16 protein-coding genes and 1 riboswitch are annotated in these 15465 nt (G+C 70.2%); of the genes, 1 reads left to right on the top strand and 15 read right to left on the bottom strand.

Features of this window, described 5'->3' with window-relative positions:
- Nucleotides 1-17 precede the first annotated feature (17 nt).
- A riboswitch (TPP riboswitch) is annotated at nt 18-123 on the bottom strand.
- 45 nt (nt 124-168) lie between these two features.
- The 7 genes from rlmN to rpsB all read right to left on the bottom strand — a co-directional run bounded on the left by rlmN (nt 169) and on the right by rpsB (nt 7030).
- Nucleotides 169-1275 (bottom strand): dual-specificity RNA methyltransferase RlmN, encoded by a 1107-nt coding sequence (gene rlmN / locus ACZ7L5_RS36375; protein ID WP_363032399.1) that lies wholly within the window; start codon nt 1273-1275, stop codon nt 169-171.
- Nucleotides 1276-1345: 70 nt separating this feature from the next.
- Complete coding sequence (locus tag ACZ7L5_RS36370; protein WP_471522393.1) at nt 1346-1969, bottom strand: hypothetical protein; 624 nt, start codon at nt 1967-1969, stop codon at nt 1346-1348.
- 271 nt (nt 1970-2240) lie between these two features.
- Nucleotides 2241-3407 carry a phosphatidate cytidylyltransferase gene (locus tag ACZ7L5_RS36365; protein WP_471522391.1) on the bottom strand — a complete coding sequence of 389 codons (1167 nt, stop codon included), beginning with the start codon at nt 3405-3407 and terminating at the stop codon, nt 2241-2243.
- Entirely contained in the window at nt 3407-3964 is a 558-nt protein-coding gene (gene frr, locus ACZ7L5_RS36360) for a ribosome recycling factor (protein WP_062666818.1), read from the bottom strand. The genes ACZ7L5_RS36365 and frr overlap by 1 nt, the downstream gene beginning before the upstream one ends.
- A gap of 168 nt (nt 3965-4132) precedes the next feature.
- On the bottom strand, nt 4133-4891 hold the full coding sequence (gene pyrH, locus ACZ7L5_RS36355) for a UMP kinase (protein ID WP_471522389.1): 759 nt from the start codon (nt 4889-4891) through the stop codon (nt 4133-4135).
- A gap of 195 nt (nt 4892-5086) precedes the next feature.
- Complete coding sequence (tsf, locus tag ACZ7L5_RS36350) at nt 5087-5923, bottom strand: translation elongation factor Ts (RefSeq protein WP_383842176.1); 837 nt, start codon at nt 5921-5923, stop codon at nt 5087-5089.
- A gap of 183 nt (nt 5924-6106) precedes the next feature.
- Nucleotides 6107-7030, bottom strand: a complete 924-nt coding sequence (gene rpsB, locus ACZ7L5_RS36345) for a 30S ribosomal protein S2 (RefSeq protein WP_471522386.1) — start codon at nt 7028-7030, stop codon at nt 6107-6109.
- A gap of 319 nt (nt 7031-7349) precedes the next feature.
- On the opposite strand from rpsB, the gene ACZ7L5_RS36340 reads away from it, so the two are divergent.
- Nucleotides 7350-7949: a M23 family metallopeptidase gene (locus ACZ7L5_RS36340; protein WP_471522578.1), complete on the top strand. Its 600-nt coding sequence runs from the start codon at nt 7350-7352 to the stop codon at nt 7947-7949.
- A gap of 692 nt (nt 7950-8641) precedes the next feature.
- On the opposite strand, the gene ACZ7L5_RS36335 is transcribed toward ACZ7L5_RS36340, so the two are convergent.
- The 8 genes from ACZ7L5_RS36335 to lepB all read right to left on the bottom strand — a co-directional run bounded on the left by ACZ7L5_RS36335 (nt 8642) and on the right by lepB (nt 15397).
- Nucleotides 8642-9199, bottom strand: a complete 558-nt coding sequence (locus ACZ7L5_RS36335) for a TetR/AcrR family transcriptional regulator (RefSeq protein WP_363048976.1) — start codon at nt 9197-9199, stop codon at nt 8642-8644.
- A 95-nt stretch (nt 9200-9294) separates the two neighbouring features.
- Nucleotides 9295-10137: an RNA polymerase sigma factor WhiG gene (whiG, locus tag ACZ7L5_RS36330; RefSeq protein ID WP_328422905.1), complete on the bottom strand. Its 843-nt coding sequence runs from the start codon at nt 10135-10137 to the stop codon at nt 9295-9297.
- A gap of 293 nt (nt 10138-10430) precedes the next feature.
- Entirely contained in the window at nt 10431-11591 is a 1161-nt protein-coding gene (gene dprA / locus ACZ7L5_RS36325) for a DNA-processing protein DprA (protein ID WP_471522384.1), read from the bottom strand.
- The gene (locus ACZ7L5_RS36320; RefSeq protein WP_471522382.1) at nt 11588-13213 is read right to left on the bottom strand and encodes a YifB family Mg chelatase-like AAA ATPase; all 1626 of its coding nucleotides are present in this window, start codon (nt 13211-13213) and stop codon (nt 11588-11590) included. Before ACZ7L5_RS36320 ends, dprA begins: the two co-directional genes overlap by 4 nt.
- A gap of 1 nt (nt 13214) precedes the next feature.
- Nucleotides 13215-13592, bottom strand: coding sequence for a YraN family protein (locus tag ACZ7L5_RS36315; protein WP_328878935.1), 378 nt, complete (start codon nt 13590-13592; stop codon nt 13215-13217).
- Between the two features lie 107 nt (nt 13593-13699).
- Complete coding sequence (locus tag ACZ7L5_RS36310) at nt 13700-14008, bottom strand: DUF2469 domain-containing protein (RefSeq protein WP_003993268.1); 309 nt, start codon at nt 14006-14008, stop codon at nt 13700-13702.
- 56 nt (nt 14009-14064) lie between these two features.
- Nucleotides 14065-14631 (bottom strand): NUDIX hydrolase, encoded by a 567-nt coding sequence (locus ACZ7L5_RS36305; protein WP_471522380.1) that lies wholly within the window; start codon nt 14629-14631, stop codon nt 14065-14067.
- Complete coding sequence (lepB, locus tag ACZ7L5_RS36300; protein ID WP_471522378.1) at nt 14621-15397, bottom strand: signal peptidase I; 777 nt, start codon at nt 15395-15397, stop codon at nt 14621-14623. Before lepB ends, ACZ7L5_RS36305 begins: the two co-directional genes overlap by 11 nt.
- Nucleotides 15398-15465: the final 68 nt, after the last annotated feature.

Genomic DNA, 15465 nt, shown 5'->3' with positions numbered 1-15465 from the left:
CGGGCAGGGCGCAACAGCTCGAGTGGTGACCGATCTCCCTACCCAGAATGACCTGGGCCAGGTTCGGAGGGTCTGCGGCCGATGCCGCACTCTCAGCGCTGTGGCGCTCCCCTGTCGGAATATGAAGATGTATTTACGCCATAGGAAAATGTACCTACGGCGATCAGACTACCGTTCGGTCGCGGCGAGCTGCCCGCACGCCCCGTCGATCTCCTGACCACGGGTGTCCCGAACCGTCACCGGCACACCATGCGCGGCGATGGCCTCGACGAACGCCTTCTCGTCCTCGGGGCGCGAGGCGGTCCACTTGGAGCCCGGAGTCGGGTTCAGCGGGATCAGGTTCACATGCACCGGCTTGCCCTTGAGCAGCCGCCCGAGCCGGTCACCACGCCAGGCCTGGTCGTTGATGTCGCGGATGAGCGCGTACTCGATGGACAGTCGGCGGCCCGACTTGGCGGAGTACTCGAAGCCGGCGTCGAGCACCTCGCGCACCTTCCACCGCGTGTTCACGGGTACGAGGGTGTCGCGCAGTTCGTCGTCGGGCGCGTGCAGCGAGATCGCGAGCCGGCACTTGAAGCCCTCGTCGGCGAACCGGTGGATGGCCGGGACGAGACCGACGGTCGAGACGGTGATCCCGCGCTGGGACAGCCCGAGCCCGTCCGGCTCCGGATCGGTCAGCCGCCGAATGGAACCCACGACCCGGTTGTAGTTGGCGAGCGGCTCACCCATCCCCATGAAGACGATGTTGGAAAGCCGGGCAGGCCCACCGGGTACGTCCCCGTCCCGGAGCGCACGCATCCCGTCCACGATCTGATGCACGATCTCGGCGGTCGATAGATTCCGGTCCAGCCCCGCCTGCCCCGTGGCACAGAACGGGCAGTTCATCCCGCACCCCGCCTGGGAGCTGATGCACATGGTCACCCGGTCCGGATACCGCATCAGCACCGACTCGACGAGCGTCCCGTCGAAGAGCCGCCACAGCGTCTTGCGCGTGGTGCCCTGGTCGGTCGACAGATGCCGCACCACCGTCATCAGCTCCGGGAACAGCTCCTCCCGCAGCTTGGCCCGCGCCCCGGCCGGGATGTCGGTCCACTGCTCCGGCTCGTGCGCGTACCGCGCGAAGTAGTGCTGCGAGAGCTGCTTGGCACGAAACGGCTTCTCGCCGATCGCAGCGACGACGTCCTTGCGCTCGGCAGGAGTGAGGTCGGCAAGGTGCCGCGGCGGCTTCTTGGCTCCGCGGGGGGCGACGAAAGTGAGTTCTCCGGGTGCAGGCATAACTCCCCCAGTGTCGCAGATCAACCGAGTGCCGATTCGTCCGCTCCATGTTCACGTCAACGAATCGTGATCAGAGCGCAGGGGAGCTCGACACACTCACGTGGCTACCACCGGAGCCGCAGCGTTCGGCGAGCAGGCGCTTGCGATGGCCTCTGCGGCGGAAGGCGGTGACGAGGACGATGGCGGCGCCGCTGCTGATTCCGAGCATTGGGAGAAGGACGGCCAGTGCCAGCCAGCCTCCGAATGTGACAAGGCCTCCGGGGTCCCCGATGGCGTACCGGGACGGCCCTTGGGAGGTGCAGGTGACCTGGTAGTCGCCTGCCCGCGGCACGTCGATGGTGTAGAGCGGGTTCCAGGTCTCGTCGCGGGTGAGGAACACGTCGATTGCCGGATCGGTGAGACGGGGGTCGCCCGGCCCGGTGATGCCGCACGCCTGGTCGGATGACGGGCCTCGGTCCTTGATCCAGATCGCCTTCTCGCGTCCCGGCTCGAGCCGCAGAGTAACGGTGTCGCCGTTGGCGAACTGGTTGACCGTGTCCACCGCGTCAATCGCGCTTTTGAACCGGTACACACCGATGGCCACACCCAGCACGATCAGCACGACAGTGATCGCGGCCGCCGTTGCATACCAGTGACGGCCGGGCCGGAGTTCGTTCGCCGGTATCGGCGGCGACGGCAAGGGCTGCATCGACACACCCTAGATCACCGGCGCTGCCCGGCACCCGCCCCGTTAACGCAGCCCACCACTCGCCCGGCTCCCTGTGGAAACACCTCCCTGAAGGGGCCGCCGGTGGTTGTTGCTCGCCTTGTGGCCCTGGCCCTGTCCATGTCGGCGGGCGTCGGCGCAGCCGGGGCGGAGCGGGCCGAAGGCGGCGCCGCGAGCGGAGTCGGGAAGCCCGCCCGGCGAAGCGGAGGGCCCCCGCTCGGTCAGAGCGGAGGCCCCCAGGTACGTACATGTACGGACGTCAGCCCGAGCCCACGAACAGCACCATCAGCAGCCACACCACCGGCGCCGTGGGCAGCAGGGAGTCCAGTCGGTCCATGATCCCGCCGTGGCCCGGCAGCAGCGTGCCCATGTCCTTGATGCCCAGGTCCCGCTTGATCATCGACTCGCCGAGGTCACCGAGCGTGGCGGTGGCCGCGACCGCGAGGCCCAGGAGCAGGCCCTGCCACCAGGTGCCGTCGTCGATGAGGAACTGCATGCACAGCGCGCCCGCCACCATCGCGAAGCTCACCGCGCCGAGCAGGCCCTCGCGGGTCTTGCCGGGGCTGATGCGCGGGGCGAGCTTGTGTGTGCCGAAGCGCCAGCCGACGGCATACGCGCCGGTGTCGCTGACGACCGTCAGGAGCAGGAACGTCAGGACCCGCCAGGGCCCGTCGTCGGCGGTCAGCATCATCGCGACGAACGTCGCCAGGAACGGCACGTAGAACGCCGCGAAGACGCCCGCGGTGACGTCCTTGAGATAACCCTCCGGCGGCTCCGTCATCCGCCAGACCAGCACGGCCAGCGAAGTCAGCGCCATCGCCGCCCAGGCGCCCTCGGCACCCCGGGCGTACCCGGCGACCACCATGGCCGCACCGCCGAGCGCGAGGGGGACGAGGGGCGCCTTGATGCCCTTGCGCTCCTCCAGCCGCTTGGTCAGTTCCCACAGACCCACGACCACGGCGACCGCGACCACACCGACGAACACGGCCTTGACGACGAACAGCGACGCGACGATCACCACGCCGAGCCCGACAGCGACCCCTATGGCCGCACCCAGGTCGCGCCCCGCGCTCTTCTTCTGCGGCGGGGGCGCCGGCTGCGGGGAGTCGTGCATGGGCTCCGGATTCTGCTGCGCCGCCTCGGAGGGCCGCGCCTGCGACGTGTCGTACGGCCGCATACGGGGCGGCTGTTCGCGGAACAAGGGGCCGCTCAGCCGAGCGGCCCCCCGGTCGTCATCCTGGTCTCCGCCATACGCGGGTACGTCGGGCACGATGGGCATGGGGCGAGTCTGCTGCGCCTCAGGCGCATCGTACGCGGGACCCGCCGGGGCAGCCCCTTGTACAGGTCCACGCGCGGTGGCCCCCCAGTACCCGGCATGCCCGGCCTGCCCGGCTTGTGGCGGCGCCCCCCAGGAAGAGTCGTTCATCAGACCTCGAGCAGCTCGGCTTCCTTGTGCTTGAGGAGCTCGTCCACCTGAGCGACGTACTTGTGCGTGGTGTCGTCGAGCTCCTTCTCCGCGCGGCGGCCCTCGTCCTCGCCGATCTCGCCGTCCTTGATCAGCTTGTCGATGGCGTCCTTGGCCTTGCGGCGGACGGAGCGGATGGACACCTTGGCGTCCTCGCCCTTGCCCTTGGCGACCTTGATGTAGTCGCGGCGGCGCTCCTCGGTGAGCTCGGGGAACACCACTCGGATGATGTTGCCGTCGTTGCTCGGGTTGACGCCGAGGTCGGAGTCGCGGATCGCCTGCTCGATGTTGCGCAGCGCGCTCTTGTCGAACGGGGTCACGACGGCCATGCGCGGCTCCGGCACGGAGAACGAAGCCAGCTGGTTGATCGGCGTCGGCGCACCGTAGTAGTCGGCCACGATCTTGTTGAACATCGCCGGGTGCGCACGGCCGGTGCGGATCGCGGCGAAGTCCTCCTTGGCGACCACGACGGCCTTCTCCATCTTCTCCTCGGCCTCGAGGAGGGTCTCTTCGATCACCACTTGCTCCTGCGTGTCTTGAGTAAGGCCCGGCTGCGGTTCCTCGGTGGGGCGGCGGCCGGCTGCGTCGCGTCTTCTTCCTGCACGGTTCCCGACCGGCAGGACATTGTCCATCCCCCGGTCAGGGTCCGTCCCGTCCGTCCCCCGGACGGGCTTGTTGTCGGAGCGTCAGCCCCGACCGCCCTGCTCGCCCACAAGCGTGCCGATCTTCTCACCCTTGACGGCGCGCGCGATATTGCCCTCCGCCAGAAGCTCGAAGACGAGGATCGGGAGCTTGTTGTCGCGGCACAGCGTGACGGCGGTCGCGTCGGCGACCTTGAGGTCGCGGGTGATGACCTCGCCGTAGCCGAGGGAGTCGAACTTGACCGCGTCCGGGTTGGTCTTCGGGTCCGAGTCGTAGACCCCGTCGACGCCGTTCTTACCCATCAGCAGCGCCTCGGCGTCGATCTCCAGGGCGCGCTGCGCGGCGGTCGTGTCGGTGGAGAAGTACGGCATGCCCATACCGGCGCCGAAGATGACCACGCGACCCTTCTCCAGGTGCCGTACGGCGCGCAGCGGGATGTACGGCTCGGCGACCTGGCCCATGGTGATGGCGGTCTGGACCCGGCTGTCGATGCCCTCCTTCTCCAGGAAGTCCTGGAGCGCGAGGCAGTTCATCACGGTGCCGAGCATGCCCATGTAGTCGGAGCGGGCCCGGTCCATGCCGCGCTGCTGGAGTTCGGCGCCGCGGAAGAAGTTGCCGCCGCCGATGACGACCGCGACCTGCGCACCGTCGCGCACGACGGCCGCGATCTCGCGGGCGATCTTGTGCACCACGTCCGGGTCGACGCCGAGGCCCCCGCCGCCGGAGAAGGCCTCTCCGGACAGCTTCAGCATGTACCGGCCGCGTACTTTGCCGTCGTCGCTCTTCTGGGCCTTGGTGGTCATCGAGATCCCGCCTTTGTTACGTGGTGCACATACGAAGAAGGCCACTGCCGGTTGGGGTGTGTTTCGCATCCCATGCGCGGCAATGGCCTCCTCGTCAGATCTGCTGTCGTCCGTCACGCGCGCGTACGTGGTGACGGCGTCCGCCAACGACTGCCCTCGACCCTATCGGGGTCGGGCGCCGATCGCGGTACGGACTCAGATGCCGACCTTGATGCGCGAGAAGCGCTTCAGGGTGACACCGGCCTCGTCCAGAACCTTCTGGACGGACTTCTTGTTGTCGAGCGCGTACGGCTGACCGAGCAGCGTGGCGTCCTTGAAGAAGCCGTTGAGGCGACCCTCGACGATCTTCGGCAGGGCGGCCTCGGGCTTGCCCTCGGCGCGGGTGGTCTCCTCGGCGACACGACGCTCCGACTCGACGACCTCGGCCGGCACGTCCTCCTTGGCGAGGTACTTCGGCGCGAAGGCGGCGATGTGCTGGGCGATGCCCTTGGCGACCTCGGCGTTCGGCTTGTCCAGCTCGACGAGGACACCGATCTGCGGGGGCAGGTCGGGCATCGTGCGGTGCATGTACGCGAGCACGAAGCCGTCGCCGTACTGCGCGAAGCGGTCCAGGACGATCTTCTCGCCCAGGTTCGCGTTGGCCTCGTCCACGAACGCCTGGACGGTCTTGCCGGCCTCGATCTCGGAGGCGAGCAGGGCCTCGATGTCGGCCGGGGAGGTCTTCGCGACGTGCTCGGCGATCGCGGTGGCGACGGCCTGGAACTTGTCACCCTTGGCGACGAAGTCCGTCTCGCACTTCAGCTCGACGAGGACACCGGAGGAGTTGTCGTCGGCGATGATCGAGACCACGGCGCCGTTCTCGGCGGAGCGGCCCTCGCGCTTGGCGACGCCCTTCTGGCCCTTGATACGGAGCGCCTCGACAGCCTTCTCGACGTTGCCCTCGGCCTCGTCCAGCGCCTTCTTGCAGTCCATCATGCCGGCGCCGGTGAGCTCACGGAGCTTCTTGACGTCAGCGGCGGTGTAGTTCGCCATGAGTCTGTGAATCTTTCTCGAAGTCTGGAAGATCGAAGATCTACGGGGTCTGCGGCCCCCATGAAGGCGGAAGCCGCTGACCTTTCGTCGACCTACGGGTGAACGGCGGGAGCGGACTTCACCGCGCCAAAGGCGCAAGTGGGTGCAGTACCGCTCCCGCCGTCAACCCTGACGCTGACGGTGTCAGGCCTGCTCGCCCTCGGCGGCCGGGGCCTCGGTGGCGGGGGCGTCGGCAGCCGGCGCCTCAGCAGCCGGAGCGTCGGCGGCCGGAGCCTCGACAGCGGGGGCCTCGGCGGCAGGGGCCTCGGCGGCGGCCGGAGCCTCGTCGGCCTTCTTCTCGCCCTCGAGCAGGTCGCGCTCCCACTCGGCGAGCGGCTCGCCCGCGGCCTTCTCGCCCTTGTCACCGGTGGCGACGCCGGAGCGGGCGATGAGGCCCTCGGCGACGGCGTCGGCGATCACGCGGGTGAGCAGGGTGACGGAGCGGATCGCGTCGTCGTTGCCCGGGATCTTGTAGTCGACCTCGTCGGGGTCGCAGTTGGTGTCGAGGATCGCGACGACCGGAATGTTGAGCTTCCGGGCCTCACCAACGGCGATGTGCTCCTTCTTGGTGTCCACGATCCAGACGGCGCTGGGCACCTTCTGCATCTCGCGGATACCACCGAGGGTCTTCTCCAGCTTGGCCTTCTCGCGGGAGAGGACCAGCAGCTCCTTCTTGGTGAGGCCGGAGGCGGCCACGTCCTCGAAGTCGATCTGCTCGAGCTCCTTCAGGCGCTGCAGGCGCTTGTAGACGGTCGAGAAGTTGGTGAGCATGCCGCCCAGCCAGCGCTGGTTGACGTAGGGCATGCCGACGCGGGTGGCCTGCTCGGCGATGGCCTCCTGCGCCTGCTTCTTCGTGCCGACGAACATGACCGTGCCACCGTGGGCGACGGTCTCCTTGACGAACTCGTAGGCGCGGTCGATGTACGACAGCGACTGGAGCAGGTCGATGATGTAGATGCCGTTGCGCTCCGTGAAGATGAAGCGCTTCATCTTCGGGTTCCAACGACGGGTCTGGTGACCGAAGTGGACGCCGCTTTCCAGCAGCTCCCGCATCGTGACGACGGCCATGGCCGTTCTCCTTGAATTTCTCGGTTGTGCCGCGGGTGCCGGACGGCTCCCGCGCCTGACGCCCACATGCGCCGTGCCACAAAGGACCGAGAGGCGCTGATACGGACCGTCTCCGGTTGTCGTATCGGGGCGTGCGAAGTCGACCCGGTGACCCGGATCGCCAGAAGAAGTGTACGGGACCCGCGAGGTACCGGGTGACGCCGCTGTCCACAACCCGGGAGTTATCCACAGATCCCGGCCGTGATCGGCGGCGGTGGGGGACGGTTCTCGCATGCGAGCGAAGCAATGTGCGAGGCCGGCGCGTGCCGCGAGGGCGGCGATGACGGCCAGGACGGCCAGGACCATCGGACGGCTGGTGGTGCTGTTGCTTCTGACGGCGGCCGTGCTGCTGTCCCCGGCACCACGACTGACCCCGACCGCCGCGAGCGCCGGCGCCGCGTCGGCCCCGGACCCGACCGTGCCTACGGTCGGCCGGTCATGGCCCGTGGGCTCTCCCCCGCCGATCCTCCGTGTTTGGGAACCCCCGGCGACACGGTACGGGCGCGGCCACCGGGGCGTGGACCTCGGCGCCCCGGCCGGGACACCGGTACGGGCGGTGGCGCCGGGGCGGATCTCCTTCGCGGGCCGGGTTGCGGGCAAGGGGGTCGTGTCGGTGGAGCTGACGGGGACCGGGGATCCGCCGCTGCGGACGACGTACGAGCCGGTGCGGGCGGTGCTGAAGAAGGGCGCCGAGGTGGCGGCGGGCGAGGTCGTGGGGACGGTGGAGCCGACGGGCTCGCACTGCACGGGAACGTGCATGCACTGGGGTTTGCGGCGAGGCGACGCCTACCTGGACCCGTTGTCACTCCTGCCACCGGGGCTGCTACGCAGGGGACCGTCGCGGCTGCTGCCGGTGCTGGGGGTGCCGTTGCCGACGTAGCCGACCCGACCGGCGGAGCCGACCTGGCCGGGGCAGTCGACCTGACCGACGTGGCCGATCCGACCCGCGTTGCCGACCTGGCCGGCGCCGTCGACCCGACCGACATAGCCGACCCGACAGCACAGTCGACCCGGCCCAGCGCCGTCCGACACACAACCCCGCACACGGCCCCGCACAGACCTTGGCCCGCCGCGGCCTCCGAGTCGGCAACCGCGCCGGCTTGGCGGAAGGTCGTCGGCCGCCAGGCTCGTGGACGCTCTTGCCGCCGAGGCATCGGCGCCTCAGCGGCGCCCCGCAGACCGACTCGCGCAACTGCGCGCAGTCGTGCCGGTGGGGCTGCGCCCAGCCCCCTGCGGCGGGGCGTCGCCGGTATCAGGCCACGCCCGACCCCGGCCTACTCCCAGCCCACAAGGGCGGCACGCACCGACATCGAGCCGCGTCAACCCCCGACCTGGCCCCGCCCCACAGAAGCGGCACCCGCCGACATCGAACTGCACCCACCCCCGACCCCGGCTTACTCCCAGCCCACAGAAGCGGCACCCGCCGATATCGAAACGCGCCAACCCCCGACCTGGCCCCGCCCCACAAAGGCGGCACCCGCCGACATCGAACCGCACCCGACCCCGACCTCGCCCCCGCGCCGGCCGCCCCCTCCCGCACCAGGCAGCGGCCACCTGCGCACCCCGCCGGACTCAGCCCCGAACGCCCCTCAGGGCCATCGAGACAGCCGCCTCCGTAATCGCCGAAGGCTCCTCCGCCGCCCCCAGCTCGATCCGTCGCACGGCCGCGTCCACCACGCCCTGCAGCAGCATCGCCGCCAACCGGGGCTCGGCGTGTCCCATCTCCGCCAGCGCCTCGACGATCATCGCGACCAGCCCGCCGTGCGCCGCCCGGATCTTCTCCCGGGCCCCCGCGTCCAGCTCGCTCGCGGAGATCGCCACCACAGCGCGGTGCCGCCGGTCCCCGACGAGCGCGAGCTGCTGCCGGACATACGCCTCGACCTTGCCCTCGGCCGTGGTCTCCCGTTCCATCGCCGCCGAGACATCAGCGGCCCACACGGGAAAGTCGACCTCGCACAGCTCCTCGACCACGGCGGCCCGCGACCGGAAGTACTCGTACACGGACGACCGCGCGAGCCCGGTCCGCTCCGCGAGGGCGGGGAAGGTCAGCGCCTCCGTCCCGCCCTCGGACAACAGGGATCGCGCCGCATCCAGCAGGGCGGCTCGCTGCATCGACCGGTGCTCGGCCACGGAGGCCGCTCGAATCCTTGGCACATGAACCACTTTACGGACGCACCCGCGCCGAGGGGAGTCTCTCCGCCCAACCCGACGGACGTACCGCCAGGTCAACGACCGAAGCCGGCCAGCTTCGCCCGCAGCTGCAGCACGGACTTGGTGTGGATCTGGCTCACCCGGCTCTCGGTCACGCCCAGCACGTTCCCGATCTCCGCCAGCGTGAGCCCCTCGTAGTAGTACAGCGTCACCACGGTCTTCTCCCGCTCGGGCAACGTGTTGATCGCCCGCGCCAGAAACCGTCGCAGCTCCCGGTCCTCGGCGACCTCCACGGGGTTGTCCGCGGCGGTGTCCTCCAGCGTGTCCATGACGCTGAGCCCGTCGCCGCCCTCGCCGCCGACGTGCAGCAGCTCCTCCAGCGCCACCACGTTGGCCAGCGACAACTGGCTGAAGACCGAGTGGAGTTCGTCCACCGCGATGCCCATCTCGACGGCCACCTCCGCCTCCGTGGGCGTGCGCCGAAGCCGCGCTTCCAGCGTCGCGTAGGCCCGCTCGACGTTCCGCGCCTTCTGCCGCACCGACCGTGGAATCCAGTCCAGCGCTCTGAGCTCGTCGATCATCGCGCCCCGGATCCGCGTGATCGCGTACGTCTCGAACTTGATCTCCCGGTCGATGTCGAACTTCTCGATCGCGTCGATCAGCCCGAACACCCCCGACGACACGAAGTCCGCCTGCTCCACATTGGGCGGCAGGCCGACGCTGACGCGGCCCGCCACGTACTTGACGAGCGGCGAGTAGTGCAGGATCAGCTGCTCGCGCAGCCGCTCGTCCCCCGTCGCCTTGTACGACCGCCACAGCTCGTCGAGTGTCGAGGGAGCGGGCGGCCGCACGCTGCCACCGTCACGGGCGGCTGGGGGGATCGCCGCCCGGTCGGACCCGGAGGTGTGCTGGGGCATTCGTTGCCTTGTGCCGTTCTGCCGTGAAGTGAGGGTGCCTGGGGGAGCAACCGGTCGGATGTCGTTCTGCTGCCGTTCTGGGGTCGAGGTGCCGGTCTGCGCCGGAATCCACGTGAGCGTAGCGTGACTGAAGTGTCGCGGTGCGCGAAGGGCGGAGCGCACGCCGTACGCAGATACGTTCCGCTCAACGCCCAGCAGGGTCAGGACGGTCGCTCTACGTGATCACATGAACACCCCAACTGGGGGAATTCTCAAGGGCGTCCGTGTTCCCCCGTACGGCCGAACACGCTCGGTCAGCATCGACTCCGACCGGCCTGAACGGACATCATCGCCTGGCGTGTCAACTTCCAGCTGTCGCCGTGTCGTTCGACGTAACCAAGTGAGCGGAGTTCGTACAGCCTCGCGATCGCGTCGTCCTCGGTGGTCTGCGCATCGCGCGCGACCTCGTCCGCTCTCGCCGCGCGCCGACCGGGCAGCGCCGCCAGGACTCTGCGCGCCCGGGGCTCCAGCAGATCGCGGGGCAGGACGGGCCCGCGCCGCTCGGGCGCGAGCTCTCCCATGTCGCCGACCAGTTCGACGACCTCCGCGGCGTCGGTGACCAGGACGGCGTCCCCGCGCAGCAGTTCGTGCACGCCCGCCGAGAGGCCGCTGGTGGCCGGGCCCGGGATCCCCATCGTGTGGCGTCCCAACCGCTGGGCTGCCCGTGCCGTGGCCAGTGAGCCGCTGCGATGGGCGGCCTCGACGACGACCGTGCCCCGCGTCAGGGCCGCGATCACCCGGTTCCGCACGATGAACCTGCTGGGCGTCGGGTGGTCCCCCGGCGGCAGCTCGCCGATCACGAGTCCCTGTTCCGCGATCCTGTTGATCAGCTGGGTGTGCCCGCGCGGGTAGGGCCGGTCGACGCCGCAGGCGAGCACGGCGACGGTGGCTCCGCCGGAGCCGAGGGCACCGCGATGAGCGGCACCGTCGACCCCGTACGCGCCGCCGGACACGACGACCCAGCCCCGCTCGGCGAGCCCCCCGGCGAGGGTGGCCGCCATGTGTGCGCCGTACTCGGTGCAGGCGCGGGCCCCGACTACGGCCACCGAGCGCAGCGCCCACATCCGCAGACTGGCCCGCCCGCGCACCCACAGCCCGAGGGGCCGGGCGTCCCCCAGGTCGTCGAGTTGCCCCGGCCACTCAATGTCCCCGGGGTACAGAAACCGCACGCCGGCCTCCTGGGCGACGGCGAGGTCCCTGCCGGGCTCGGCCGCCATCCCTCGGGCCCGCAGCCCGTCCCACCGCTTGTAACCGACCCCCGGCAAGGCCTCCGCCCCCTCCCGCAGGCGCCGCACCACCTCCCCCACGCCGTACTCCCGCACCCACCGTCCGGCGACCTCGTCCCCGGGCTCGACGACCCGGCTGAGAAAGACCCGGCCGAGCAGTTCGTCGTCCGGGTCCCCGGTGCCGTTCACGTCAGCGCCCCGATGGCCATGGGCACGCCGCGCGGCACACCGGTGCGCAGTTGCAGTGCCAGGGCGACGTCCGTCGCGTCGGGCCGGTCGTGGCCGACCAGGTCGGCGACGGTCCACGCGACCCGCAGCACACGGTCGAGTCCTCGTGCGGTCAGTACGCCGCGCTCCAGGTTCCGTTCCGCCTCGTCCATGGCGCCGACCGCCGCGTACCAACGGCTGCGCAGCTCCCGGCCGGGGATTTCGCTGTTGGTCCGCCACGGGGTACCGGCGAGCCGGTCCGACGCCCGCTCACGCGCTGCACGGACCCGGTCGGCGACCGTGGCCGTGGACTCGCCCCGGGCCCCGCGCTCGGTCAGCTGGGCGCGCGTGACACGGTCCACCTCGACCCGGAGGTCGACCCGGTCGAGCAGCGGCCCCGACAGCCGTGCCTGATAGCGGCGGATCGCCGAGGGCGGGCACTCGCACAGGTCGCCCGTCCGGGAGAAACGGCCGCAGGGGCAGGGGTTGGCCGCGAGAACCATCAGGAACTTCGCCGGGAAGCGCACCACGCCCGCGCTGCGTGCGATCACGACGTGCCCCGCTTCCAGCGGCTGCCGGAGGGCGTCGAGGGCATGGCTGTTGAACTCCGGCGTCTCGTCCAGGAAGAGGACCCCTCGGTGGGAGAGCGACACCGCGCCGGGCCGGGCGATGCCGGCGCCGCCGCCGACGAGGGCCTGCATGGTTGCCGAGTGATGCGGTGCGCAGTAGGGAGCCACGTCGATCAGGGGCTTGCCCGGGGGGAGCAGGCCCGCCACCGAGTGGACTGCCGTGACCTCCAGCGACTCCTGCCTGCTGAGCCGGGGCAGGATGGCCGGCAGCCGCTCCGCGAGCATCGTCTTGCCGGCGCCGGGCGGTCCTTCGAGGAACAGGTGATGCCCGCCCGCCGCGGCGACCTCCACGGCCGTCCGCGCCGAGATCTGACCCACCACATCGGCGAGGTCGTGCCCGTGCTCGAACTCGGTGGCACCCATGCTGTGCATGCCCGTGGCCGCGCCCGTGCCCGGCATTCGCAGACCGGCGAGCAGCGGATCCGGGCGGCCCGGCTCCTCCGGTTCCTCGTCGGGCACGGGTTCGTCCGCGAGAACGGCGATCAGCTGGCGCAGACTGCGCACACCGAGTACGGACACGCCCGGCACCAGCGAGGCCTCGGCCGCGGCGCACTCGGGGACGACGACCTGCTCGTAGCCGGCGTCAGCCGCGGCCAGCACCGCGGGCAGGATGCCGCGCACGGGACGCACCCGTCCGTCCAGGCCCAGCTCGCCGATCATCACGATGTCGGCGAGGACCCGTGGATCGATTCGCTCAGCGGCGCCGAGGACGGCGCATGCGACGGCCAGGTCGAAGCCGCTGCCCGCCTTGGGCACCGAGGCCGGGCTGAGCCCGACGGTGAGCTTCTTCTGCGGCCACTCCCCGCCCGAGTTCACGACGGCCGCCCGTACCCGGTCGCGGCTCTCCGAGAGGCTCTTGTCTGGCAGTCCCACCAGGGTGAACGCCGCCACCCCCGGCTCCAGATCCGCCTGGACCTCGACCACAACGCCCTCGACGCCCACCAGAGCGACCGAGCACGTACGCGCGAACCCCATCTCAGGCCACCCCTCGCGCGTGCTCGACCACGGGCGCGCCGCGGTCGGGCAGGACCACGCCGACGAGGTCGATGCGGACGCCTCCGGGTGGAGCCCCGCCATGGGCGTGGATCCAGTGTTCCGCCAGGCCGCGCAGACGCTGCGTCTTCTCGGGGGTGACCGCGGCCATCGGATGCTCGTAGCCGCTGGTCCTGCGGGTCTTCACCTCACAGATGACCAGCACGTCGCCGTCCCGGGCGACGATGTCGATCTCTCCGGTCCTGCCGCAGCGCCAGTTGCGCTCCAGAACCGTCATCCCGGCCTCGACCAGCCGCCGTGCGGCCAGCGTCTCGCCGTACCTGCCCAGTGCGCTGCGTGCGCTTCCCTTGCTCGTGCTCATGTCGGCACCACCTCCGGCGCCAACGATGAGGGCAGCTCAGCGAGCTATTGGATCTTGGTGGACAAGTCCGTGACTGTGGACAACTCGCTCACTCCTGCGGGTGAACCTCACCCGCTCGGAAGCTCGAGATCGCTCTTGTTGAGCTCCTCGATGTTCACGTCCTTGAATGTGAGGACCCGAACCTGCTTCACGAACCGGGCCGGCCGGTACATGTCCCACACCCAGGCATCCGCCATGGACACCTCGAAGAACACCTCACCCTGGACCGAGTGCACCTGCATCTCGTAGTCATTGGTCAGATAGAAGCGCCGCTCGGTCTCGATCACGTACTTGAACAGACCGACGACATCGCGGTACTCCCGATAGAGCTTGAGCTCCATCTCGGTCTCGTACTTTTCGAGGTCCTCGGCGCTCATGGCATGTTCCCCTTCAGCCGTGCGATCCCACCATTGTGCGCCAGTCCCGTCCGCACCTAGACAATTTCGGAGTCAAGGGTCACGGGCCCGGCGGGGGGACCTTCGTCGAGCAGTGTGCGCAGTAGCTCGGCGAGTCTGGTCGGATACACCGTCTCATGTGCCTGGGCAAGTTCCCGACACGTCCACCAGCGTGCTCCGGCGACGCTGCGCCGCTCCAGTTCGGTGAGGCCCATGGCCCGGGTCGCCGTCTGCGTCGTACGGGCCAGGTAGTACCACTCGTCCTGGTCCCAGCGACGGCCGGCGAACGGGAACGAGCACATCCGGTGCCACAGTACGGGGCCGAGTTCGACCTCGGTGATGCCGGTCTCCTCGGCGAGTTCCCGCAGTGCGGCCTGAGCGCGGCTCTCGTCGCCCTCGACGCCGCCTCCCGGGGTGAACCACCAGTCGTCGGACGGATCCTCCGGCTCATGGCCGTGCAGCAGCAGGATGCGGTCCTGCGGGTCGAGGAGGACGACTCGGGCGACCTTGCGCAGTCCGCCGTCGTACGAGTCGCCGTACGGTCCGTTCCCGAAGCCTGTCCCGCCGGACGGCCCGTTCCCCACACCCGTCGCCTCAGCGGGCACCCGCGGGCTCCGTACGGGTCTGGGAGCGCTTGCTCACGCGTTTCGCGATCGGGCCGTAGGCGCCGCCGGCCAGGACGAGCACGCCTCCGCCGACGATCAGCACGACCATCGTCCGCAACGGCCCCGGCGACGACAGCGCACCGAGCTGCTCGAAGCTCGTGGCGGGCTCCAGCATGCCGTCCACGGGCCAGACCACGGCGTCCACGCGGGCCGACACGGCGCTGCGCGCCACGGTGCCCTTGGCCGCGTCCGTGAGGTGGGCCGTGGAGTCCAGGGAGCCGCTGCGCTCGTCGCCGAGCAGGAAGAGCCTGTCCTTCGGCACCGTCACCGTCGGGAAGTTCTGGAGCTCGGCCAGGCCGCCCTCGGCCAGGTAGGGCTCGTCGATCTGCTTGCCGTTGACGGTCAGTTTGCCGTCGGTGCAGCAGGCGACCGTGTCGCCGCCGACGGCTACCACGCGCTTGACGACGGGCGCGTTGCTCACCCAGGTCTTGTCGGTGAAGACGACGACGTCACCACGGCGTACCTCACCGCCGTCGACACGCTGGGCCAGCACCCGGTCGCCCGCGCCGATCGTCGGCGCCATCGAACTGGTGGGCACGGTGTACGGCCGGTAGACCACCACTCCCCAGGCGAACCCGCCCAGGAACAGCACCAGGCCCAGCGCCACGGCCAGTCCGGACAACCGCTCTCCGGTCCGGCTGCCCGCCGGGCCACTGCTCGCGCCACCGCCACGCGGCGCCGTACGTATCGTGCTCTCGCCACCCATGGGTCCGCACCCTACCCGGCGGTACCGACAGCGGGCAGCCCCTCCTGAGCGCCCGGGGCCACCGGCTC

It is taken from the genome of Streptomyces sp. NPDC107528 (genome assembly GCF_055639295.1).
This window is presented reverse-complemented; position numbering and strand designations above follow the sequence as displayed.